The organism is uncultured Winogradskyella sp. (assembly GCF_937958655.1).
Lineage (GTDB): Bacteria > Bacteroidota > Bacteroidia > Flavobacteriales > Flavobacteriaceae > Winogradskyella.
Genome location: NZ_CALGNH010000030.1, coordinates 22,445 through 45,772 on the forward strand (window position 1 = coordinate 22,445; position 23,328 = coordinate 45,772).

General features: G+C 33.9%; 23 protein-coding genes. 16 read left to right on the forward strand and 7 right to left on the reverse strand.

The window, feature by feature from the left end; translation table 11 throughout:
- Window positions 1-3 precede the first annotated feature (3 nt).
- The 6 genes from Q0800_RS06375 to Q0800_RS06400 are packed head-to-tail and all read left to right on the forward strand — an operon-like array spanning window position 4 to window position 7,089.
- Window positions 4-1,116, forward strand: a complete 1,113-nt coding sequence (locus Q0800_RS06375) for a glycosyltransferase (protein WP_299128411.1) — start codon at window positions 4-6, stop codon at window positions 1,114-1,116.
- The gene (locus tag Q0800_RS06380; RefSeq protein WP_299128412.1) at window positions 1,107-1,652 is read left to right on the forward strand and encodes a sigma-70 family RNA polymerase sigma factor; all 546 of its coding nucleotides are present in this window, start codon (window positions 1,107-1,109) and stop codon (window positions 1,650-1,652) included. Before Q0800_RS06375 ends, Q0800_RS06380 begins: the two co-directional genes overlap by 10 nt.
- Entirely contained in the window at window positions 1,652-2,896 is a 1,245-nt protein-coding gene (locus Q0800_RS06385) for a divalent metal cation transporter (RefSeq protein ID WP_299128413.1), read from the forward strand. Before Q0800_RS06380 ends, Q0800_RS06385 begins: the two co-directional genes overlap by 1 nt.
- Window positions 2,897-2,938: 42 nt before the next feature.
- On the forward strand, window positions 2,939-3,811 hold the full coding sequence (gene lipA / locus Q0800_RS06390; RefSeq protein ID WP_299128414.1) for a lipoyl synthase: 873 nt from the start codon (window positions 2,939-2,941) through the stop codon (window positions 3,809-3,811).
- Complete coding sequence (gene gap, locus Q0800_RS06395; RefSeq protein ID WP_299128415.1) at window positions 3,811-4,827, forward strand: type I glyceraldehyde-3-phosphate dehydrogenase; 1,017 nt, start codon at window positions 3,811-3,813, stop codon at window positions 4,825-4,827. The genes lipA and gap overlap by 1 nt, the downstream gene beginning before the upstream one ends.
- A gap of 27 nt (window positions 4,828-4,854) precedes the next feature.
- Window positions 4,855-7,089 (forward strand): ATP-binding protein, encoded by a 2,235-nt coding sequence (locus Q0800_RS06400; protein WP_299128416.1) that lies wholly within the window; start codon window positions 4,855-4,857, stop codon window positions 7,087-7,089.
- Here the strand turns inward: Q0800_RS06400 and lpxK are convergent.
- A complete protein-coding gene (gene lpxK, locus Q0800_RS06405) occupies window positions 7,086-8,087 on the reverse strand; it encodes a tetraacyldisaccharide 4'-kinase (RefSeq protein WP_299128417.1) in 1,002 nt (333 codons plus the stop codon). The genes Q0800_RS06400 and lpxK overlap by 4 nt on opposite strands.
- A 40-nt stretch (window positions 8,088-8,127) precedes the next feature.
- Between lpxK and Q0800_RS06410 the strand changes: the two genes are divergently transcribed.
- From Q0800_RS06410 to msrA, 3 genes are all read left to right on the forward strand, one after another.
- The gene (locus Q0800_RS06410) at window positions 8,128-9,222 is read left to right on the forward strand and encodes a Nif3-like dinuclear metal center hexameric protein (RefSeq protein ID WP_299128418.1); all 1,095 of its coding nucleotides are present in this window, start codon (window positions 8,128-8,130) and stop codon (window positions 9,220-9,222) included.
- A 2-nt stretch (window positions 9,223-9,224) separates the two neighbouring features.
- Complete coding sequence (locus tag Q0800_RS06415) at window positions 9,225-10,010, forward strand: C4-type zinc ribbon domain-containing protein (RefSeq protein ID WP_299128419.1); 786 nt, start codon at window positions 9,225-9,227, stop codon at window positions 10,008-10,010.
- Window positions 10,011-10,136: 126 nt separating this feature from the next.
- Complete coding sequence (gene msrA / locus Q0800_RS06420; RefSeq protein ID WP_299128420.1) at window positions 10,137-10,799, forward strand: peptide-methionine (S)-S-oxide reductase MsrA; 663 nt, start codon at window positions 10,137-10,139, stop codon at window positions 10,797-10,799.
- A 158-nt stretch (window positions 10,800-10,957) separates the two neighbouring features.
- Here msrA and Q0800_RS06425 read toward each other — a convergent pair whose 3' ends face one another.
- The gene (locus Q0800_RS06425) at window positions 10,958-11,758 is read right to left on the reverse strand and encodes a class I SAM-dependent methyltransferase (protein ID WP_299128421.1); all 801 of its coding nucleotides are present in this window, start codon (window positions 11,756-11,758) and stop codon (window positions 10,958-10,960) included.
- Window positions 11,759-11,797: 39 nt separating this feature from the next.
- Here Q0800_RS06425 and Q0800_RS06430 point away from each other — a divergent pair, with 39 nt between their 5' ends.
- The 6 genes from Q0800_RS06430 (at window position 11,798) to Q0800_RS06455 (ending at window position 18,101) form a co-directional block, all read left to right on the forward strand.
- Window positions 11,798-12,481, forward strand: coding sequence for a hypothetical protein (locus tag Q0800_RS06430; RefSeq protein ID WP_299128422.1), 684 nt, complete (start codon window positions 11,798-11,800; stop codon window positions 12,479-12,481).
- A gap of 377 nt (window positions 12,482-12,858) precedes the next feature.
- Window positions 12,859-14,127: a kynureninase gene (kynU, locus tag Q0800_RS06435; RefSeq protein WP_299128423.1), complete on the forward strand. Its 1,269-nt coding sequence runs from the start codon at window positions 12,859-12,861 to the stop codon at window positions 14,125-14,127.
- Between the two features lie 71 nt (window positions 14,128-14,198).
- Window positions 14,199-15,614 carry an NAD(P)/FAD-dependent oxidoreductase gene (locus tag Q0800_RS06440; RefSeq protein WP_299128424.1) on the forward strand — a complete coding sequence of 472 codons (1,416 nt, stop codon included), beginning with the start codon at window positions 14,199-14,201 and terminating at the stop codon, window positions 15,612-15,614.
- Window positions 15,615-15,726: 112 nt separating this feature from the next.
- On the forward strand, window positions 15,727-16,215 hold the full coding sequence (locus Q0800_RS06445; RefSeq protein WP_299128425.1) for a 3-hydroxyanthranilate 3,4-dioxygenase: 489 nt from the start codon (window positions 15,727-15,729) through the stop codon (window positions 16,213-16,215).
- Window positions 16,216-16,274: 59 nt separating this feature from the next.
- Complete coding sequence (locus tag Q0800_RS06450) at window positions 16,275-17,402, forward strand: amidohydrolase family protein (RefSeq protein ID WP_299128426.1); 1,128 nt, start codon at window positions 16,275-16,277, stop codon at window positions 17,400-17,402.
- Between the two features lie 51 nt (window positions 17,403-17,453).
- Complete coding sequence (locus tag Q0800_RS06455; RefSeq protein ID WP_299128427.1) at window positions 17,454-18,101, forward strand: O-methyltransferase; 648 nt, start codon at window positions 17,454-17,456, stop codon at window positions 18,099-18,101.
- Here Q0800_RS06455 and Q0800_RS06460 read toward each other — a convergent pair.
- From Q0800_RS06460 to Q0800_RS06480, 5 genes are all read right to left on the reverse strand, one after another.
- Window positions 18,098-18,388: a twin-arginine translocase TatA/TatE family subunit gene (locus Q0800_RS06460; RefSeq protein ID WP_299128428.1), complete on the reverse strand. Its 291-nt coding sequence runs from the start codon at window positions 18,386-18,388 to the stop codon at window positions 18,098-18,100. The two genes, Q0800_RS06455 and Q0800_RS06460, sit on opposite strands and share 4 nt — an antisense overlap.
- Before the next feature lie 94 nt (window positions 18,389-18,482).
- Window positions 18,483-20,780: a M1 family metallopeptidase gene (locus Q0800_RS06465; RefSeq protein ID WP_299128429.1), complete on the reverse strand. Its 2,298-nt coding sequence runs from the start codon at window positions 20,778-20,780 to the stop codon at window positions 18,483-18,485.
- 63 nt (window positions 20,781-20,843) lie between these two features.
- Complete coding sequence (locus Q0800_RS06470; RefSeq protein ID WP_299128430.1) at window positions 20,844-21,350, reverse strand: DUF6702 family protein; 507 nt, start codon at window positions 21,348-21,350, stop codon at window positions 20,844-20,846.
- Between the two features lie 46 nt (window positions 21,351-21,396).
- The gene (locus tag Q0800_RS06475) at window positions 21,397-22,191 is read right to left on the reverse strand and encodes a hypothetical protein (protein ID WP_299128431.1); all 795 of its coding nucleotides are present in this window, start codon (window positions 22,189-22,191) and stop codon (window positions 21,397-21,399) included.
- Window positions 22,175-22,993, reverse strand: a complete 819-nt coding sequence (locus tag Q0800_RS06480; protein WP_299128432.1) for a carboxypeptidase-like regulatory domain-containing protein — start codon at window positions 22,991-22,993, stop codon at window positions 22,175-22,177. Before Q0800_RS06480 ends, Q0800_RS06475 begins: the two co-directional genes overlap by 17 nt.
- Before the next feature lie 127 nt (window positions 22,994-23,120).
- Between Q0800_RS06480 and Q0800_RS06485 the strand changes: the two genes are divergently transcribed.
- Window positions 23,121-23,328, forward strand: a 208-nt coding sequence (locus Q0800_RS06485; RefSeq protein ID WP_299128433.1) for a Type 1 glutamine amidotransferase-like domain-containing protein, incomplete at its 3' end; no start/stop codon positions are given.

The window sequence follows — 23,328 nt, forward strand, 5'->3', positions numbered from 1 at the left end:
TTAATGAGTTTTACTACAATACTATTTATTGTTTTTGCAGTAATAGTAAGTATTCAAGTTATATACTACCTTAGTTTTTTGTTTTCATTTTCAATAAAACGAGAAGACACTTATTTAAAAAAACATATTCCAGTTTCTGTTATTATTTGTGCAAAAAATGAAGCACAAAACATAAAGAAAAATCTTCCTTTTATTATAAGTCAGGCCTATTCAAACTTCGAAATAGTTTTAGTTAATGACAGCTCTTCTGACGAGACTTTAGAGGTAATGAAAGAATTTGAAGCTAAACATAATAGAATTAAAATAGTAGACGTAAAAACTAATGAAGCGTTTTGGGGAAATAAAAAATATGCTTTAACACTTGGTATAAAAGCCTCAAGTCATGATTTTTTGGTTTTTACAGACGCAGATTGCAGACCTATATCTAACCAGTGGTTAGCGCATGTTAGTAGCAAATTTTCTAACCAAAAGGCTATTGTGTTGGGTTATGGTGCTTATGCTAAAAAACGATTATCTCTATTAAACCAATTAATTCGTTATGAAACTGTAATGACTGCATTACAATATTTTTCGTATGCCAATTTAGGAATACCTTACATGGGTGTTGGTAGAAATTTGGCATATCGTAAAGGATTGTTTTTTTACAATAATGGTTTTAATGGGCACATGGCGATTAAATCTGGAGACGATGATTTGTTTATAAACGAAGTTGCCCACGCTCAAAACACTGCTATCTGCGTATCTAAAGAAAGTTTCACAGAATCCGAACCCAAAAAAACGTTTAAAGATTGGATATTACAAAAACGAAGACATATTAGCACATCGAGGTTATATAAAACAAAGCACAAAATATTACTAGGTTTATTTTATACGTCTCAGTTATTATTTTGGGTTTTAGGCATACTATTATTAACTCTGGGAGACCATTGGCAACTACTCACGGTCTTAATAAGCCTACGTTTCGTTATTCAACTTTTTAGCTTTGGCTTAGCAGCTAAAAAATTAGAGGATACTAATCTTGTTCTTATATCACCTTTTTTAGAATTATTTTTAATTACTACACAATTAAGTATCTTTAGTGCAAATCTTATAGCTACACCAAAACATTGGAAATAAAAGACGCAATTACTAAAGCCAAAAATAATGACCAAATTGCGTTTAATTTTTTATTAGATACCTTTTGGAATGATGTCTATTCATTTCAGTTAAAACGTACTAAAAATGAAAATGATGCTGAGGACATTACAATCCAAACATTTTCAAAAGCTTTTGATAAAATAAAAACCTTTAAAGAGGAGTATAAGTTTAGTACTTGGCTTATCACAATTTCTAAAAATATTCATATTGATTTAGTTAGAAAACAGAATAGAATAATACAAAGCACCTCTAAAGACAATGAGAACAACTATTTAGAAATTGTTGACGACTCACCTACTCCAGAAGATAAAATTATAACCGAACAAAACTTGGCCAAGTTACTACGAGATATAAAAAAGCTGAAGCCACATTACCAAGAGGTAATTAACTTAAGGTACTTTCAAGAATTGAGTTATAAAGAAATATCTCAGGAACTTAATGCACCAATAAATAATGTTAAGGTAAAACTCTTAAGAGCCAAAAAACTCTTAGCAGCGATTATTACCACATCATAATGTTTACGACGCTAAAAAAATTAGGACCAGGACTATTATTTGCAGGTGCAGCCATTGGTGTATCACATTTAGTACAGTCCACAAGAGCTGGCGCTGATTTTGGCTTAGGCTTACTTTGGGCGCTTTTGTTGGTTAACCTATTTAAATATCCCTTTTTTCAATATGGGCCTCGCTATGCCTCCGCAACTGGCGAAAGTCTCTTAGAAGGCTATTATAAATTAGGTAAAGGAATACTTATTACCTATTTTCTATTAAACTTAGCCACAATGTTTACAATACAAGCAGCAGTTACCATAGTTACTGCTGGTTTAGCAAATTCACTATTTGGTGATATTAGTTTTTTAAATTTGGGAATACAAAGTATATCTAGTGTAGAATTATGGACTATAATTATTCTAAGCATCTGTCTTCTCATTTTATTTTTAGGAACTTACGCTACTTTAGACAAGCTTATTAAAGTTATTATTATTACACTAACCATTAGCACATTAGTTGCTGTATGTTTTGCTTTTTCAGAATTTGAATCACCTATTTCATTAGTTCAAATATTACCAAAAGACACTACTAAAGTTGCATTCTTAATTGCTTTTATGGGTTGGATGCCTGCACCTTTAGATATTTCCGTTTGGCACTCAATTTGGGCCATAGAAAAGAAGAAAGATGAAAATGATTTTTCACCTAAGCGGGCTTTGTTAGATTTTAATATTGGCTATTTTGGCGCTGTAATTCTTGGAGTTGCTTTTGTTTGTCTTGGTTATTTTGTAATGTTTAATAGTGGAGAAACCTTTAGTAATAAAGCTGCTGTATTTTCTTATCAACTTATTGATTTGTACACTAAAAGTCTTGGTAATTGGGCTCATGTGGTAATTGGTATTGCGGCATTTACAACCATGTTTAGTACTACAATTACAACTTTAGACGCTTCTCCAAGAGCCATGTCTAAAAGCACAAATTTAATTTTTAACAAAAGATTTAAAAACGGGTATTTATATTGGATACTCATTTTAGCCTTTGGCACGCTATTCATCTTTTTTGTTTTGGCCTCAGAAATGGGTTTATTAATTAAAATAGCTACAATTCTTTCTTTCATTACCGCACCATTTTATGCTATTATTAACTACACGTTAATCTCCGGAAAGCATACTCCAAAACTCTGGAGACCAAGCTTAAAATTGCATGTTTTATCATGCCTTGGTATTCTTTTTCTCATTGGATTTGGCCTATGGTATTTAACCCTACTTTAATTTTTTACTTCGTATCTTTGTTTATTGAAATTGAAAAATTAAATGGAGACCAAAGTAGATTCAAACATTTTACCAGAACGCAAACCTAAGTGGCTACGTGTAAAATTACCTACAGGTAAAAAATACACCGAACTTAGAAGCCTTGTCGATAAATACAAATTAAATACAATATGCACCTCAGGAAGCTGCCCAAACATGGGTGAATGTTGGGGAGAAGGCACAGCTACCTTTATGATATTAGGTAATGTTTGTACACGCTCTTGCGGATTTTGCGGTGTAAAAACTGGCAGACCAGAAACCGTAGACTGGGACGAGCCAGAAAAGGTAGCGCGCTCCATAAAAATTATGCAAATTAAACATGCTGTATTAACGAGCGTAGATAGAGACGACTTAAAAGATATGGGAAGTATAATGTGGGCAGAGACGGTTAAGGCCGTTCGTAGAATGAATCCACAAACCACCTTAGAAACCTTAATACCAGATTTCCAAGGTATAGAAAAACATATTGACAGAATTATAGATGTTGCACCAGAAGTAGTGTCACATAATATTGAAACCGTAAGACGCCTCACACGCGAAGTCCGGATACAAGCAAAATACGACCGTAGCATGAGAGTTCTTAAATATTTAAAATCCCAAGGCCAACGCAGAACCAAGTCTGGTATTATGTTAGGGCTAGGCGAGGCGCGCGAGGAAGTTATACAAACCTTACATGATTTGCGCGAAAATGATGTAGATGTAGTAACCATAGGGCAATACCTCCAACCTAGCAAAAAACACTTACCTGTTAAACGCTTTATTAACCCAGATGAGTTTGATGAATACAAGGAAATTGGTTTAGAGCTTGGTTTTAGACATGTAGAGAGTAGTGCCTTAGTAAGATCTTCTTACAAAGCTCAAAAACACATTAATTAATGATTAGAGTTGCCATTAATGGATTTGGCAGAATTGGGCGCCGAGTTTTTAGATTAGCCCTTCAGCACCCTCAAATCCAAATTGTTGCTATTAATGACTTAGCAGACTGTAAAACACTAAGTCATCTTTTAAAGTATGATAGTATTCATGGCGTATTAAAGGAGGAGATCTCTTCAGACAAAGATCATATTATCATTAATAGCACCTCCATTCCTTTATATAATAAAAACCACCCAGAGTTAATTGACTGGACTCAAGTAAATCCTGATTTTGTAATTGAAGCCACCGGAAAATTTAAATCTAAGGCCGACCTACAAAAGCACATTAATAAGGGCGCTAAGCGTGTTATATTATCTGTTCCTGCAATAGATGATGATATAAAAACTATCGTTTTAGGTGTTAACGATAGTAGCATTGAAGGTTATGAAACTATGGTATCTAACGCATCTTGTACAACAAATAATGCGGCTCCAATGATAGCTTTAATTAAGCAACATTTCGGTATTAAGCAAGCCTACATAACTACAGTACATTCGTATACAACGGATCAAAGTTTACACGACCAACCTCATAGAGATTTAAGACGTGCCAGAGCCGCTGGCCAATCTATAGTACCTACAACTACAGGTGCTGCAAAAGCACTTACCAAGATTTTTCCAGATCTGTCCAATGTAATAGGAGGCTGCGGTATTAGAGTTCCTGTAGCAAACGGCTCATTAACGGACATCACTATAAATGTAGAAAAAAATACGACTATTAAAGCCGTTAATACTATTTTTAAAACCGCATCTAAATCGCATTTAAAAGGTATTTTAGAATACACCGAAGATCCTATAGTATCTATTGATATTGTTGGAAATTCGCACTCCTGTATTTTTGATGCTCAAATGACATCAGTCATCGGAAATATGGTAAAAATCGTAGGTTGGTACGATAATGAAACGGGCTACAGTTCTAGAATTTTAGACTTAATATGTAATTTATCGGATAAAAATACACTTTTATCGAATAAATAATTATATTTGTTGAATAATTTTAACAAAATGTCTCAAGTTAAATACCACATATTTGTATTTATAGTATGTACTAGTAGTCTAATTTTCGCACAAAAAAGAGGTGGAGAAGATTCAGATATATTAGCATTGAGACTACAGAACCGTGTCGACCAAGCCAAACTAGACGCTGATCGTGGTGATTACTATCCCGCACTAGGTAATCTATCTAGCGCCTTAGACATTGCAACTAAAATTGAGGACGTAAAAAGCGAAGGTATTGTTCGTACTAAAATTGCTAAATTAAGATATCTCGTTGGTGAAACAGAAAGAGCCATCGTAGAGCTTACAACCGCAATAAAACTTCAACGCGAACATAATGATTACGCTAATTTAGCTATAACCTATAATATTAAAGGTGTAATCCATAGCGCAAATAACGATTATAAAGCGGCTCTTGAATATTATAATTCTGCAAAGACACTTTTTGAGCAAGAGGATTTAGAAGAATACATTTCAGAGGTGACGCTAAATGAAGCCAAGGCGTATATTGCATTAAAAAATTACGATAAGGCAAAAGCACAATTAGACAAAACAATCATAATTACAAAAAAATATGATCAAAACAGAAGACTAAGTAGTGCACTTATTGAATCCGCAAAAGTTTCTAGCGCCTTAGATAATAATGAGCTCGCCCTAACTTTGGCTCAACAAGGCTTAAGGATTGCTAAATCTTATAAAATAATAGAAAATATAAATGAAGCGTACTTAACCTTAAGCGATGTCTACCAAAAAAATGGTAATTATAAAAATTCTCTCGAATATATAGAACAACACATTACATTATCCGATTCTATATTAGATGTTAAACGTGCAAATTTAGCACCAGGAGTATCATCTTTATATATCAATAAATATAAAGATGATGCCAACGCCCAATTACAGCAGCAAATTGATGAAGTACATGCCGAAGAAAATTTTACACGTATTACCACTATTTTAAGTATTGCCCTAATTACAATACTCTCACTTTTAACCCTATCATTATATAAAAACAACAACATAAGGTTAAAGACTAATAATATGTTGCACAAAAAAAATGATGAACTTATAGTGGCTAAAGAGAAGGCAGAGCTAGCCTCTAAGACCAAAGCTAATTTTCTCTCTACTGTTACACACGAGCTACGTACACCGCTATATGCCGTTACGGGCTTAACCAATATGTTATTAGACGAAAAACCTAAAGAGCACCAAATACCACATTTAAAATCACTTAAGTTCTCTGGAGATTATTTACTCACTTTTATAAATGATATTCTTCAAATTAATAAAATTGAAGCTAATAAAGTAGAACTAGACCCTGAAACGTTTAACCTTAAAGATAAAATAGAAAATGTGATCTCTGCCTTAAGCAATTCTGCAAAAAACAATGGCACCAAATTACATCTAGACTATGAAGAATCGTTACCTGAAACCTATAATGGTGACCAATTAAAAATATCCCAAATCCTAATTAACCTACTTGGAAATGCAATTAAATTCACAAAAGATGGTGACATCTGGATACGCGCCTATAAAATCGGTCTAAAAGACGATGTGTATTCGATTCGCTTTGAAATTGAAGATAATGGCATTGGTATTACAAAAGAAAAACAAGATCAAATGTTTGATAGTTTCTCCCAAGGCTCTGTTCAAATTAACAGAAAATATGGAGGTACTGGCCTTGGACTTTCTATTGTTAAAGGACTTATTAAAATCCTTAAAGGTAAGATTTACCTTAAGAGTGAACTTGGCAAAGGCACCACGTTCTTTTTTGAGATTCCTTTAGAAAAAGCTGAAATAGCTATTAAACCACAAGAAGAAATTACAAAAATTAATAAAATGGAAGAATTGGATTTAAGTGATGTTAAAATTTTAATTGTTGAAGACAATAAGATCAATCAAATGATTACTAAAAAGATCTTAAATAAAATGGGACTTTCGTGTGATGTGGTTGATAATGGCGAAGCTGCCGTAGAACAAGTAAAAACTACAACTTATAATATTGTTCTAATGGACATACATATGCCAGGTATTAGTGGACTAGAAGCCACTAAAATTATAAGAACTTTTGATAAAGACTTAACTATTTTTGCTTTAACAGCTGTAACATTAGAAGATAAAATGCACGAGTTTGGTGAAGCTGGTTTCAACGATATTATTTCAAAACCTTTTAAGCAAGAAGACTTTGAAGGTAAACTATACGATGTCCTTTCTGGTAAAGAAGTTGTGTCAACTTTCTTTTAAATACCCATAAAATTAGTAATCATTTTATCAAAATCGTCTCGTTTATCAATAGCCAATTCTATAGGCAAATAATACAACTTAGACGCTATAATTTCATACTCAGACAATCTTACAAAATCTTTCTCCGTAGTAACAATTAAATCATTATGAGATAACATTTCAACATCCTCTGGCTTAAAACTATAATGGTCTGGATATTCAATATGATTAAACGCTAAGCTATTTTCATTTAAAAATTCTAACAGTGGATTTGCATTTGCAATACCCGTAACTAAAGTAAATTTAGGCAGTTGTTTTAGGATTAACTCACCTGTAGTTGATATCACCTTATCAGAATATTGAATTGTACTAAAAAACACCCTTTGATGCTTTCTAATTTTAAGCTTATCTATTATTGTATTCTTTTCAGAATCAGTAATCGTACTTGGGCACTTGGTAACAACAATAATATCCGCACGTTTAGCACCAGAACGAGGTTCTCTTAAATTCCCAGTTGGCAAAACCATATCATCACTATATAGCTTATAATAAGCCGTTAAAAGAATATTAAACCCAGCGTTTACCTTTCTGTGCTGATACGCATCGTCTAGCAAAATAAGTTCGGGCTTATCCGTTAAAGCTAATAATTTAGCAATGGCATTTTGACGGTCTCCATCAACAGCAACTTTAATACCCTTAAATTTTCTAAAAAACTGAAAAGGCTCATCACCAATAGTATCAGCCGTTGCATTTTTATCTGCTAAAACAAAACCTTCTGTAATCCGTTTATAACCTCTACTGAGTGTTGCTACATTTTTTTTATCCTTTAACAATCGTATTAAATATTCAATCATAGGAGTTTTACCTGTACCACCAGTACTAAGATTACCAACACAAATTATAGGAATATCGTAAGATTTAGACGATTTAAAACCCTTGTCATAAAGCCAATTACGTAGTCTAGTTATTAGATAATAAATAGGCACCACCGGAAACAATATATTGCGTAGTATCTTCACGAGCACTAAAATATATTATTTTTGAAACAAATATGCACTTATGACTGTTCAAGATGTAATAGACCAACTCAATGAGCTTGCTCCACTCGCCTATGCCGAAGATTTTGATAATGTTGGGCTCTTAGTAGGAGATAAAAAACAAACCATCACAGGTATCCTTGTAACTTTAGATACGTTAGAGGCTGTTGTAGATGAAGCCATTGAACAGGGTTGTAATATGATAGTGAGCTTTCATCCTATTATTTTTAAAGGCCTTAAAAATTTAACAGGAAAAACCTATGTAGAACGTGTAGTTATTAAAGCCATACAGCACAATATTGCTATTTTCTCTATTCACACAGCCTTAGATAACGCTTTTAAAGGTGTTAATTCTATTATATGTGATCAACTTAATTTAGAAAACAAAAAGATTTTAATACCACAATCTGGCACCATAAAAAAGTTACAAACCTACGTTCCTACAAACCATGCTGAAGCATTAAGACAGGCTTTATTTACTGCTGGCGCTGGTAATATTGGCAACTATGAATCCTGCAGCTTTAGTTCTAAAGGAGAGGGCACTTATAAAGGTAATGAAGCCTCTAACCCTACCATTGGTAAAAAAGGAGTGCTACACACCGAAGCAGAAACCTCAGTTGCTGTCACCTTTAAAAAACACTTGGAGAGTAAAATCCTAAAAGCCTTATTTAAAGCACACCCTTATGAGGAAGTTGCTTACGAAATAACAACCTTAGAAAACACCAATCAGCATATTGGTATGGGAATGATTGGTGAACTTAAAGACGCTATGGATGAAAAAGAATGTTTAGCATTCATAAAACAAAAAATGAATACAGATTGTATAAGACATTCTAAATTACGTAACAAACCCATTAAAACCATTGCAGTTTTAGGTGGTTCGGGCAGTTTTGCTATTGGCGCCGCAAAAGCTTCTAAGGCAGATCTTTTAGTCACCGCAGATCTTAAATATCACGACTTTTTTAGTGCAGAAGACAGCATAGTTTTGGCCGACATAGGTCATTATGAAAGTGAGCAGTTCACAAAATCGTTTTTAACCGACTATCTCTCAAAAAAAATTACTAGTTTTGCAGTCGTTTTATCTAAGACAAATACAAATCCGGTAAAGTATTTATAATTATGGCAAAAAAAGCTGAAGCTACTGTAGAAGACCGTTTAAGGGCGTTATACGATTTACAGTTAATTGACTCTCGAGTAGACGAGATAAGAAATGTTAGAGGAGAACTTCCATTAGAAGTTAGAGATTTAGAGGATGAGGTTGAAGGCTTAAGTACGCGTTTAGAGAAATTAAAAGATAGCTTAGCTATTATCGATGACGAAATTAAAGGCAAAAAGAACTTAATTGAAGAAGCTAAAACTTTAATTAAAAAATATAGCGAGCAACAAAACAATGTTAGAAATAACAGAGAGTACAACTCGTTGACTAAAGAGATTGAATTTCAGGAATTAGAAATTCAATTGGCTGAAAAGCATATCAAAGAATTTAAAGCTCAAATTGAGCAGAAAAAAGAGGTGATCTCAGAAACTAAAGACCGTTTAAAAGACCGTAAGGATCATCTTAAGCATAAAAAAGGTGAACTTAATGAGATTTTAAAGGAAACTGAAAAAGAAGAGGAAGCATTATTAAATAAATCGGCAGATTTTCAAAAGAAAATCGATGAGCGTTTAGTGAAAGCTTATCTAAGAATCCGTAATAATGTTAAAAACGGTTTAGCCGTAGTACCAATTGAGCGTGGTGCTTCTGGCGGTTCTTTCTTTACAATTCCTCCACAAGTACAGGTAGAAATCGCATCTCGTAAAAAAGTAATTACAGATGAGCACAGTGGTCGTATATTGGTTGATGCTGCATTAGCAGAAGAAGAAAAAGTAAAAATGGAAAAGCTATTTACTAAACTAAGTAAATAATGAGTTTAAAATATAAAATAAGAAGCCTTTACAATTTGTGAAGGCTTTTTTTATTTAATAAAACTTTAAAACAATTCACTTTAAGGAATCGTATTTTTGAACGTCTATTAAAAAAAGAAAATCCACATGAAAAATCTTCTAACGGTTTTAGCCGTACTCTTAGTATTTAGCTGCCATAACCAAGCCCAAACCAACCCTAAACAAAAAGCTGTAATGGAAGCAGAACCCGTAGTTGTGCCATTACAAAATGGTAAAGCCAGAGCCTATTTTGCAAGTGGTTGCTTTTGGTGCGTAGAAGCGATATATGAAAGTGTTAAAGGTGTAGAGGAAGTAATTAACGGCTATGCTGGCGGACATACTACAGATATCACTTACGAAAAAAGTAATACAGGTACCACTGGCCATGCGGAAGCTGTAGAAGTTATTTACGACCCTAATGTGGTAAGCTTTGCAACATTGGTTGATGTGTATTTTGGTTCTCAAAACCCAACACAAGTTAATGGGCAGGGTCCAGACAAAGGCCCTCAATACCGTTCTATTATCTTTTACCAAGATGACCAACAAAAACAAATCATTGAAGAGAAAAAAGCGGCATTAGCCAAAAAACTAGAGACGACTATTGCAGCAGAAATATATCCATTTCAAAAATTCTATAAAGGAGAAGACTACCATCAAGATTTTGAAAAACGAAATCCTAATCAAAGGTACATAAGAGCTGTTTCTATTCCTAGGTTAAATCGTTTTAAAGCAAAGTTTCCTGAGTTACTAAAGGATGACGATAAGCATTGATTTACAAAAGTAAAGCCCTCTAAAGATGACAATTGTATTAATGTTTGTTGATAGGAATGTCCCCTTCAGAGAAATTTAGAGGTGTTTTTTCAAGATTATGAAAATCATAAATATATGTATCCTGCAAGGTCTTGGAGACCTTGTAGGTATTTAAATCACTAAATTTTCGTAGCCTTTATCTCAAATAACATTGGAAATAATTGATTCTTCATTTTATACATGCCATTATCTAACTTTATTAAGTCAGGAAACACATCATAAGGACTTTCATCATATTCGTTTAAGTATTCAATTTGCAACCCAGCTTCAATAAGTGCATTAACCACCTCACTTAAACCATGATTCCACCCATATTCCTTACTCACCATCTTAGAAGATTGGTCAGCATACGTTCCTTCATATTCCTCATAAATAATGCCGTTTTGGTTATAATGGTATTTCATTTTGGGGCTTCCATCTACATAATCAAACATCCAAAGAATGGGATGAAACTCTACAATATAAAAGGTACCGCCAACCTTAAGGCGGTCAGCAATCATTTTAGCCCAAGGTTTTAAATCTGGTAACCAACCAATAACTCCATAACTTGTATAAACAATATCAAAAGTTTTAGTAATGTAATGAGATGTATCTAAAACATTACAGCAGACAAACTCAGCACTGAGCTTTAAGTCCTTATTTAACTGTTTTGCTAATTTTACACCTTCATCACTCAAATCTACACCAACACAATCGGCTCCCAATCTACTCCAACTCAGTGTATCTTGCCCAAAATGACATTGTAAATGTAGCAATGACTTACCATTAACATCACCCAAAGCTTTAAGCTCATAAGCATGTAAAGACGTTTTACCTGCTTTAAAAGCTTCCATGTTATACATCTCACTTTGAGCATGTATGGCTACTTTCTTATTCCAAGTGGCTTTATTTACTTCAAAATAATTAGTGTGATCTCCCATCGTTGGTTAATTTTGCATCTAAATTAAAGCTTCTTTCTCATGAAATATCTATCCGCATTTATTATTTGTGTATCCGTTTTGGTATCATGTAAATCAGAACAAAAAGAATCGGTGACCAAAACTGAAGCTAAAGCGGTTAGTATAGCTGAAAAAATAGCCAATGCACACGGCTACCAAAATTGGAAAAATGTATCGGAGGTGAAATTTACATTTAAAGTAGATAGAGACACCATAAAAGGTAATGGTAGGTCTTGGATTTGGTTTCCAAAAAAAGATAGTGTGGTTATAAAGGCTGGTGAACAAATCGTAAAATACAATAGAAATAAATTAGATAGTATGGCGCTAAATGCAGATAAAGCCTTTATAAATGATAAATTTTGGGTATTTACACCGTTTCAACTCGTTTGGGACACCTCAGCAACAATTTCTAAGCCTAAAACAGCCGAGTCTCCAATACACAAAGAACAACTAAATATGATTACCTTACTTTATAGCGAAAAAGGCGGCTACACACCAGGCGATGCTTATGATATTTATTATGACAACAGTTACCTAATTAAAGAATGGGTATTTAGAAAAGGAAACTCAGAAAAACCATCGTTAACTAACACTTTTGAAAACTATAAAGATTTTAACGGTATTAAAATTGCTATTGACCATAAAAAAGATAATGGCAACTGGAATTTAAACTTCACAAACGTTAGCATTACACTAGATAATTAAAAACTTAAACCGTTTGTTATTTCAATCGTAGTGAGAAATCTCAAATTATGGTAATGATGAAATTACGCGTCCGTCCGTAGGTTAGAATAACAAGCAAACCTCAAAAAATAACTTTAATAGACAAAAGGAATTAAGTAATAATAGAATTTATATAATTTTGGCATTACTTTTGAAATCTATAATGTAAGTTTCACGTCCGTCTTTACGACATAAAACGTATAACTTACATTTTCCGCCTTGTGCGTCTATATATATTCATTAGCGCTTTGTTTTCAAAGCGCTTTTTTTTGCTTTTAAATCCCTATTTTTGTTAGTACCAAATAGAAGTAAACATCTTAGACTTGGTTTGGTATGTTTAACCGAAAATCACTCTCATTTTGTCCGACTATCAACTTGGTCTAAATTACGCCAAAGCGCAAGATACTTTAGATAAATTAGCCACTTATAGGCAAAAATTTCATATTCCAAAGGATGAAAATGGAAACGAACTCATCTATCTCTGTGGTAACTCACTCGGTTTGCAACCTAAATCTACTAAAGCTTATATTAATCAAGAGTTAAAAGATTGGGCTCACCTTGGTGTAGAAGGACATATACATGCTAAAAACCCGTGGTTACCGTATCATGAGTTTTTAACGGAAAGTTCAGCCAAATTAGTAGGTGCAAAACCTATAGAAGTGGTAACAATGAATTCATTGACGGCAAACCTTCATTTTATGATGGCTTCCTTTTACCAACCCACCAATGAGCGTTATAAAATACTGATTGAAAGTGATGCATTTCCTTCAGATAAATATGCCGTAGAATCTCAATTACGTCATCATGGTTACGATGATAAAGAAGGTGTTATCCTTTGGAAACCTAGAACCAATGAAGAATTACTAAATTATGAAGATTTAGAAACGATTCTAAAAACGCATGGGTCCGAGATTGCGTTAATAATGATTGGAGGAGTTAACTACTACACTGGTCAATTTTTCGATTTAAAACGCATTACAACACTCGGACACAGTTATGGCTGTAAGGTTGGATTTGATTGCGCCCATGGAGCCGGAAATGTAGATTTAGATTTACACAACTCTGGTGCAGATTTTGCTGTTTGGTGTACCTATAAATATCTTAACTCAGGACCTGGAAGCCTATCTGGTTGCTTTGTACACCAAAGGCATGCTTACGACAAAAACCTCAACCGATTTACAGGTTGGTGGAGTCATAATAAAGAAACACGCTTTAATATGCGCCACGAGTTTGATGTATTACCTGGTGCTGAAGGTTGGCAATTGAGTAATCCACCAATACTATCCATGGCAGCGATAAAAGCATCCTTAGATATGTTTAATGAGGTTGGAATGGATAACCTATTGAAAAAATCTAAAAAGCTAACAGGCTACTTTGAATATTTGCTAAAAAATCTCGGCGAAGATGTTATTAGAATTATGACGCCCGAAAACCCAAAAGAACGTGGTTGCCAATTATCCATCCAGGTTTTAAATGCAGACAAACAATTACACCATAAACTGACTAAAGCAGGAGTCATTTGTGATTGGCGCGAGCCAGATGTTATTCGTTGTGCACCTGTCCCCTTATATAATTCGTTTGAAGATGTATACCTGATGGTTGATAAACTAAAGAAAATATTAAACTAACTTGTCATTCCGCACTTGATGCGGAATCCACTATTATAAAATAGATTCCTGCCTTTGCAGTAATGACAAATATGGAAAACAAACAACAAAACATACTAATTATTGGAGCAGGTCTTTGCGGAAGTCTTTTAGCGCTGCGCATGGGACAAAGAGGTTATAACGTCACTGTATACGAAATGCGCCCAGACTTACGTAAAACAGAGATCTCAGCTGGCCGATCTATTAACCTTGCGTTTTCTGACCGTGGTAATAAAGCCATGAAATTGGTAGGTATAGAAGACAAAGTAAAGGAACTCTGCATCCCTATGCATGGCAGAATGCTGCATGATAAAGAAGGTAATACGTTTTTATCTAATTACAGTGGTAGGGATTATGAATATATCAATTCAATTTCTAGAGGCGATTTAAATGCTTTGTTACTTAATGAAGCCGAAAAACACGAGAATGTAAAAATTCACTTTAATAAAAAATGCAAATCGGTAGATTTTGAAAAGACCACAGCACTTTTTCAAGACTACCATACAAAGGATCAGTTTATTGAAGATGCAGATTGTATCATAGCCACAGATGGTGCAGGCTCTGCACTACGCAAAAGCTACTTTTTAGAGAAAAAATTTCTATTCAGTTTTTCGCAACATTGGTTAACACATGGCTATAAAGAACTCAGTATTCTACCAGCTAAAGATGGCAGTTATAAAACACACAAAAATGCACTTCATATTTGGCCACGAGGTGACTTTATGGTTATTGCCTTACCAAATTTAGATGGTAGTTTTACGGTTACGTTATTCCTAAGTTATGACGAAGGTGACTATAATTTTAATAACCTTACGACTCCAGAGATTGTTACCGAATTCTTTGAGAAAGAGTTTCCAGATGCTTTAGAGCTTATGCCTAATTTGGTTGAAGACTTTTTTAGCAACCCAACGGCACCTTTGGGTACGGTAAAATGTTCACCTTGGAATTACAAAGGCAACACACTTTTAATGGGAGATTCCGCACACGCCATTGTACCATTTTACGGCCAAGGAATGAACGCCTCCTTTGAAGATGTTGTAGAATTTGATTCTATTTTAGATACACATAAAGGCGACTGGGAAACCGTATTCTCAGAATATAACAAAACAAGAAAGCAAGATACTGATGCCATTGCAGATTTAGCCATTGATAATTTTCATGAGATGAAGGATCATGTTGGTCAGGCTATTTTCCAAGAAAAACGAAAAATTGAAATGGAACTTGAGAAGCAATTTCCAGACGATTATTCTTCTAAGTATAGTTTGGTTACCTTTAATGAAAATATTGGTTACAGAGAAGCTATGTTAAGAGGTCGTGCCCAAGATAAAGCCATTTTCAATATGTTAGCTGATGGGATAATTTCAACCAATGACGCTATAAATGACATCTTAGATAAAGTTAAAACTGAAACTGAAGCGATTTTAGAGGACGATAAAGTTGCACAATTTGGTTTATCCTTACCTTCCTAGAAGGAAGTGACTAAAAATCGCACAAAGAGTGCTTAAAATAAATTAAATAATTAACTCAAATTCCCGCTTTGAGTTTTTCCCCTTTAGGGAAATTAAAAAGGGCTTTTTAATAATGAGTAAACTATATCCGCCAATAAATTTTAAAGCTTGGATAGAAGAAAACCGTCACCTATTAAAGCCACCTGTTGGTAATAAAGTGGTTTGGAAAGATGCTGACGTTATTGTTATGGTTGTTGGTGGGCCAAATAGTCGTACCGATTATCATTACAACGAAACACCAGAATTTTTCTACCAAATTGAAGGTGATATTGTCCTAAAAATAATAGATGAAGGTATACCCAAAGACATTAATATTAAAGAAGGAGACATCTTTGTACTACCTCCAAAAATTCCACATTCGCCACGTAGAGGCCCAAATACAGTGGGTTTAGTTATAGAATATCCGAGACCAGAAGGCGTAAAAGACAAATTACAATGGTATTCTGAAGACAATGGAGAATTAGAATATGAAGAAGAGTTTACGCTAAACAATATTGAAACAGATATGCCTGCTATTTTTGATCGCTATCATAAAATGAAGAAAAAAAGTGCTAAAAAGTAAAAAGCACACCAAATAATTATTGGGATTAACTTACCAGATGGAAGAAAGCTAGACTAACTATGAGTAATATTTATCAAAATAATGCTTCCCCTTTAGGGAAGTTAGACAGGGCTAAACTGCGTATAAATGGTCATTCTCACCTTCTGCCCTATCCTGAAGAAATACCAGATTTTATGCGAGACAAAGGTATTTTTTGGGTGGATAAGGATCGAAAATTCATGCTTCAAAAAGATTGGAATAGACCAATTACAGATTCTAGTTTTTTCTTAAATGAAAAATTAGCCTGGATGGAGCATTTTAATATTGACCATGCTGTAGTTTTAAACCTTTCTCAGTTATATGGTAATGGTTTACGTTTAGAAGAAATGAAGAAGGCATTGCGGTTTCAAAATGATTTTAATGCAAAAATTCAGCACGACAATCCGAGTAAATTTACCTGTGGTTTTGTTGTACATCCAGGATTTGTTAGAGGTGCTTGTTGGGAAATAGAGCGTTGTGTTGAAGAATTAGGTCTTCAGCTTTTATGCCTACCAACGCACTACATGGATACTATAGGGACTTGGCGTTGTATTTTTGACGAAGAGAATGAACCTATTTTTGAGCTTGCAGATAAATATAATCTTGCCGTTGAAATCCACCCTTATGATGGTGAGAAATTTATAAAATTAGAAAATACATCTTGGCGTTTTCATCTTATTTGGATGCTTGCTCAATGTGCAGATGCCTATCATTTTTTAACTCTAAATGGATATTATGAAAAATTTCCTAACATGCGTGTCTGTTTTGCACATGGTGGCCAGTTAGCACAGATTAACTTAGGGAGGCGTATACAAGGTTTTGATGGCCGTCCAGATTTATTTGAGGATAAAGAACATCCTAGAAAAGCTGTGGGACACAAAAATATTTTCTTTGATACGCTAGTACACGATACTGGTGGTTTAGAGCTACTCATAAAAAACCAGACTTCTAAGCAAGTACTTATGGGTTTAGATGACCCTTATCCTCTAGGTGAAATGGAGAGTAAAAAACAGTCCTCATATCCTGGTAAAATTTTAGACTTAGCCATTGATCGTAAAATAATTACAAAAGATGAGAGCGATGCTATTTGGGAAGATAATGTAATACAATGGCTGTGTGGTGATGACCAAAAGGCGAAAGATAAATTGACAAAACGGATCTTAAATTAACGCAATTAAGACCTTTAAGGTTTTAAAAACCTGAAAGGTCTGGTAACAACTATGTACTTTCTACCCGAAAAACTAGATAACTATATTGTTGATCATTCTGAAAATGAACCAGAATTGTTACAACAACTCACACAAGAAACCTACCAAAAAGTCCTGCAACCCATAATGCTTAGCGGCCCTTACCAAGGTAGAGTTTTGAGCATGATTTCTAAACTCGTAAACCCAAAATCCGTCCTAGAATTAGGAACCTTTACAGGATACTCCACAATTTGTCTTGCAGAAGGTTTACAGTCTAAAGGTGCGCTTCACACAATTGATATTAATGAAGAGCTTGTTGATTTTCAGCGTAAATATTTTGATAAATCTGGGTTTGGACATCAAATCATACAGCATACAGGATCTGCATTAGACATTATACCAACGTTAAACTATACCTTTGATTTAGTTTTTATTGATGCAGACAAACCCAACTACAGCAACTATTTTAATCTTATTATAGACAAATTAAATCCTGGCGGGATTATACTTTCAGACAATGTATTGTGGCATGGAAAAGTTGTTGAGAAGCTAAATCCTAAAGACAATTCTACAAAAGCTGTTTTAGACTATAATACGTTACTTAAAACTGATGATCGTATTGAGACCGTTATATTTCCTATCCGAGATGGTCTTACTATTAGTAGAAAAAAAATGATTTAGAGATTTCTTTTGATTGAACCAGAAAAATCTTCAACATCATCTTTAATTTTATTGATTTCTTTCTGAATATCTTTGGCGGCATCTGTATCAATTAAGTTACTATCATTGGCACTTTTAGTTACTTCATGCTTTATATCATTAGTTGCATCCTTTAGAGTACGCATGCCTTTTCCTAAGCCTCTGGCAACTTCTGGTAGTTTATCAGCACCAAAAACGAGTACCACAATAAATAGTATAAATACGACTTCTGTACCTCCAATAAATAATAATGTATTTAATTGTATCACATTGCAAATATATAGCGACTTTATTTAATAAAAAAAGCCGACTCGTTAAAGTGTCGGCTTATTATCTTAGAATTGTTTAGTTAAATTACTAAACTTAGTTCTTCACCTTGTTCTTAAACTTATTAAAGTCGCTTTCTTTAGCTTCTCTTGGCCAAGAATTATTAGTTGTATCAATATCGGCTGTTTCTAAATCTGGATCTACAGTAATAGCCACAATTTCTTTATCACTAGCTACTGCTCTACTAACTTCTTTATCATTGTATCTCCAAATTTGCGCTGGGTAGGTTACTTTTTCTTTAGAACCATCTGCATACTCGTACTGCACAATTAAAGGCATTACTAATCCACCTGGTTTATCAAAAGTAACTTGATAGAAGTATTTAGGAGATTTCTTCATAGTTTTTTGTTGCTCTGGTGTAAAGTTATCCATAATATATTCCTTTACGGTAGGCAACTCTTCAATAGCTACATTAGAGTTTAAAGCATCATCATAACCTTCGTCACCTTCCCCAATAAAATAAACTAAGTCACTGGGATTCATATTATAGCGTTCTGCTAATTTTCTACCATTCTCATTTGGATTGCTGGTAACGGCATATTTCTTAACTTCTTTTATACCAATATCTGTGTAGTCTGTAGTATAGAACCACCCTCTCCAAAACCAATCTAAATCAACTGCAGATGCATCTTCCATAGTACGGAAAAAATCTTCTGGTGTTGGGTGTTTAAACATCCAACGGTTAGCATACTCTCTAAATGAATAATCAAAAAGATCTCGTCCCATTATAGTTTCGCGCAAAATATTTAAACCTGTTGCTGGCTTGCTATAAGCGTTACTTCCAAACTGATAGGTGTTTATACCTTTAGTCATAATTGGCGCAATATAATCTTGGTTTCCACCCATATACCTCACAATATTTTTTGCAGGACCTCTACGAGACGGATACTTAGCGTGCTCTGTAGATAATGCTGTTGGATTCCACTCCCCAAAATCTTGTTCTGCTACGTATTGCACAAAGGTATTTAACCCCTCGTCCATCCATGTCCATTGACGCTCATCACTGTTAACTATCATAGGAAAGAAATTATGACCAACCTCATGTATAATAACACTTATCATTCCGTACTTAGTTCTGTCTGAATAGTTACCATCTTTATCTGGACGACCAAAATTGTAACAAATCATAGGGTACTCCATTCCCATTGGTGCATGCACAGAAATGGCTTTATGATACGGATAATCAAACGTCATACGCGAATATGATTTTAAAGTACTAGCTACGGTTCTTGTAGACCATTGCTCCCATAGTGGATTTCCTTCTTTAGAATACATAGAAACGGCCATAACATCTCGGTCACCTATTTTAACCGCCATCATATCCCAAATAAATTTTCGGGATGTAGCAAAGCCAAAATCTCTAACCATTTGTGCAGATAACTTCCACGTTTTCTTGTCTTTACTTTTAGTTTTTTCTGTTTTACGAGCTTCCTCTTCGTTTACAATCATTACAGGTTTATCAAAAGATTTCTTAGCCTTTTTATAGCGCTTCATCATCTCTTTTGTAAAGACATCTTCTCTGTTGGTAAGATATCCTGTACCGTCTAAAATATGATCGGCAGGTACTGTAATGTTCACATCAAAATCACCAAATGGTAAAGCAAACTCATCGCGTCCCCAAAACTGAGAATTCTGCCAACCTTCTACGTCATTGTACACAGCCATACGAGGATAGAACTGAGCCATTACATATATTCTGTTATCATTTTCTTCGAAATACTCATAACCAGAACGCCCACCGTCTTTAACGTGATCGTTAATATTATACCACCATTTAATACTGAAAGAAAACTTATCGCCTGTTTTCATTGCTTTTGGCAATTCTACACGCATCATAGTACGGTTAATAGTATGTGGTAAGTCTTTACCATTAACATCTTTTACGTGCTCTATATTAAAACCGCCATCAAAACGTTCTTTTAAATAGGTAGATGTTGCTCTAGATGCAGATGTAGCAGGACCAATACCTGTACTATTGATTAGAGGGGTTTTAGAATCTTTAGCACGCATGTTTTGATCTAACTGAACCCATAAATATTTTAATTCGTCTGGTGAATTATTTGTATAGGTAATAGTTTCGTCTCCGTATAGCCTAGCATTTACGTCATCAATCTCTATATCCATTTTGTAATCCGCTTGCTGCTGATAATAGGCTGGACCAGGTGCACCAGAACCAGTCCTAAACATGTTTGGAGTTGCAAATTCATCGTATAATTGCTTGAATTTGTTTTGATTAGTGTGACCAGGTTTACGCACTGGCTCAATCTCATTTTGTGCAGAGGTACTTGCAGATACAAATAGTATTGCTACCAAGAAATACTTGAAGATTTTCATTATAAATAGTGTTGTTTAAAAATGCTGCATAAAATTACTCAAATGAGTTGCATTAACATAATTTTAGTTAAAGTTTAACATGCAATTATCATTACCAGGGATGAGTAGAAAGCTCTTATTTTTACTAAGACCTTTTATTCTTAATATATTTTGTTGCTCTTCAAAAACATCAAACAAAATTGTATTTGTTACAGCAACTGTTTTAGGGTTTAAAATACCCTCAACTTCTAAATAGCAATACGTAATATCGTCTTTATAATCTTTACCTAAATAATTTAAAGTTACAGGTTGTCCGTTTACCGCTATCTCTAACTTATCGTTTAAATAGCGCTTAATGTATTTATCTATGGTTGTAGCATCATTGTCTGGTGCTAGTGTAATGCTTTCGTCGTACCGTTGTTGCAACAACTTTTCGAAATCATCTATAAAAATTTGACTGATAATTTGAAGTGCTTGTTGATCCTTAACATACTCAATATTAGTAACACTCACATAATACTCATGCTTTATATCTTGTGATATATTTAGTGGTGTAAGATAAAATAAGAGTAAAAGATATAATGCTTTCATACTAGAATAATTGTGAATTTAAGGGGAACCAAAAAACATTCCAAAATTAGTCTTTCTTTAAAGATGCTCTATTTTTTTGGTAATCTTTAAGTTTTTGATGTAGATATTCTATTAATTTTATTTCATTTTTTTGATTGCAAAGATTTAAAAATTGGGCGTCCTCTTGGCAAAATAAAAAATATTCTACCTTAAGGTTTTCGTCTAAGTCAACGTTTTCAAAAATAATAGATTCGTAGTTTGTTCTCAGTCTAGTAATACATTTATCTCTATTGTCTAGATCTACAATTACTTTGAGCTTATTTGTTCTGCCACTGATTCTATTAAGTAATTTATGAACGTTAAGCCCTAAACCTGTGTATATTGGCCCGCCACTTTCTGCATCATGGAGTTTACGTTCATTTTGTGTTAAAGGTAAATTTGTGTTTCCTGGGATTCCTAAATCGTAAAAATTGATCTCAGTTTTGGCATCTGAATTCTCTAAATCAGATTCTAAACTTCCGGTTAAGATTTTTCCAACTATAACTTTATCTAAGGCATTAATTTTTTCAATCAGTTGAATTGACAATTGCCCTGACGCTTCTTGTAATTGCGATACAATATGAGTAGTAGTTTCATATTTTAAACCAGAAATTAGCAAGGTATCCAAGGCTTTGGCTTTAATCCTAAAACTTCCATCATCTTCTGATATGGCATAACTAGAAGCTGTTCTATTTAAAATGTGTAACCCTTCTACCTCATCATTGGCCATGAGTTTACCCTTAAGTTCTTTCCTTTGGGCATTTACCAAAAAAAAAGAAAATAGCGTAACTAAGTAAATAAAAAGCCTAATTCTTTTCAACATTCATTTTTAGAAAAGATCTACTTAATTGCGTAATACGCTCTAAAAATTGTAGTTCTTTATCCTTTTGTAAAAGTTTCTTGTCCACTCCTTTACGTTCTACATACGCTATAAAGTTGTCTACTTCTTTTAAAGGAATATTAAAATTTACATGAATATAGTTCATACTATATTTATCTAAGGCTTGCTTAAAGGGTGTTTGTTGTATGCTATTAGCATTATGATCTACAGGGTAGTCTTTATCTATATCTGCCACTTGCCTTACAACAAACTCTGCAAGGTTTACGACATTAAGCATATGCTCTACTCTTGGGTTGTTTTCATTAAAAGCCAAGTTATCTGCTTTGGTTTTAAAATCTGGTGAAAACTCAAAGTCTTCCAAATGATCTAAGCCAAAATAAACATCATCTAAACTAACATTATAGGTTCTTACATTTTCTAGGTCTGCATTTAGATTTCCTGTTAAACCAAAAGGTAAAATAACAACTTCATCTAATTTATTAACCTCTTCTACTAAGATAACTGTAAGCTTTTTAGACGTTATTATTTCTTCTGAAATCTTTACATCAAAATCTTTAAACTGTAGAGAACTAAATTGAATAAGATCATTAAGCGCAACTTTTATGGTAAATTCTCCGTTTTTGTCCGTAACCGTACCTTTATTAGATGAGGTATTATAGACAGCTACGCCTTCTTTATCTTGGGTGGTAACGGCTATTCTGCCGTTAATTTGCACACGCTCAATGTCTTGGCTATACGTTGTGAGTGTTAAAGCAAAGAGTACAATTGTAATTATATGTTTCATATTTGGTTATTGATTTATAAAGTTCGTTGATTATATTCACTTCTCATAAAATTTGGCTAATAAAACTTTGTTAAATTCAACAACATTGAGCTTGGGTTATCTTGGTATTTAGGATTATTTTTACACTATGAAATCACTATTAATTGCAAGTACATCTACGGTCCATGGCAGTGGCTATTTAGACTATCTTTTGGACGCCCTACGTAGTCATTTTAAATCTGCTAACGAAATTTTATTTATCCCTTACGCCAGACCTGGAGGAATGTCTTATGACGACTACACTAAAATCGCTTCTAAGGCCTTTAATAAAATAGGTAAAACAATTAAAGGTATAC

Bases quoted from the DNA above. Each gene is read 5' to 3' on its own strand.
- Q0800_RS06375 (WP_299128411.1), top strand. From the start codon at position 4: ATGAGTTTTACTACAATACTATTTATTGTTTTTGCAGTAATAGTAAGT.
- Q0800_RS06385 (WP_299128413.1), top strand. From the start codon at position 1,652: ATGTTTACGACGCTAAAAAAATTAGGACCAGGACTATTATTTGCAGGT.
- lipA (WP_299128414.1), top strand. From the start codon at position 2,939: ATGGAGACCAAAGTAGATTCAAACATTTTACCAGAACGCAAACCTAAG.
- gap (WP_299128415.1), top strand. From the start codon at position 3,811: ATGATTAGAGTTGCCATTAATGGATTTGGCAGAATTGGGCGCCGAGTT.
- Q0800_RS06400 (WP_299128416.1), top strand. From the start codon at position 4,855: ATGTCTCAAGTTAAATACCACATATTTGTATTTATAGTATGTACTAGT.
- Q0800_RS06410 (WP_299128418.1), top strand. From the start codon at position 8,128: ATGACTGTTCAAGATGTAATAGACCAACTCAATGAGCTTGCTCCACTC.
- Q0800_RS06415 (WP_299128419.1), top strand. From the start codon at position 9,225: ATGGCAAAAAAAGCTGAAGCTACTGTAGAAGACCGTTTAAGGGCGTTA.
- msrA (WP_299128420.1), top strand. From the start codon at position 10,137: ATGAAAAATCTTCTAACGGTTTTAGCCGTACTCTTAGTATTTAGCTGC.
- Q0800_RS06425 (WP_299128421.1), bottom strand. From the start codon at position 11,758: ATGGGAGATCACACTAATTATTTTGAAGTAAATAAAGCCACTTGGAAT.
- Q0800_RS06430 (WP_299128422.1), top strand. From the start codon at position 11,798: ATGAAATATCTATCCGCATTTATTATTTGTGTATCCGTTTTGGTATCA.
- Q0800_RS06440 (WP_299128424.1), top strand. From the start codon at position 14,199: ATGGAAAACAAACAACAAAACATACTAATTATTGGAGCAGGTCTTTGC.
- Q0800_RS06445 (WP_299128425.1), top strand. From the start codon at position 15,727: ATGAGTAAACTATATCCGCCAATAAATTTTAAAGCTTGGATAGAAGAA.
- Q0800_RS06450 (WP_299128426.1), top strand. From the start codon at position 16,275: ATGAGTAATATTTATCAAAATAATGCTTCCCCTTTAGGGAAGTTAGAC.
- Q0800_RS06455 (WP_299128427.1), top strand. From the start codon at position 17,454: ATGTACTTTCTACCCGAAAAACTAGATAACTATATTGTTGATCATTCT.
- Q0800_RS06465 (WP_299128429.1), bottom strand. From the start codon at position 20,780: ATGAAAATCTTCAAGTATTTCTTGGTAGCAATACTATTTGTATCTGCA.
- Q0800_RS06470 (WP_299128430.1), bottom strand. From the start codon at position 21,350: ATGAAAGCATTATATCTTTTACTCTTATTTTATCTTACACCACTAAAT.
- Q0800_RS06475 (WP_299128431.1), bottom strand. From the start codon at position 22,191: ATGTTGAAAAGAATTAGGCTTTTTATTTACTTAGTTACGCTATTTTCT.
- Q0800_RS06480 (WP_299128432.1), bottom strand. From the start codon at position 22,993: ATGAAACATATAATTACAATTGTACTCTTTGCTTTAACACTCACAACG.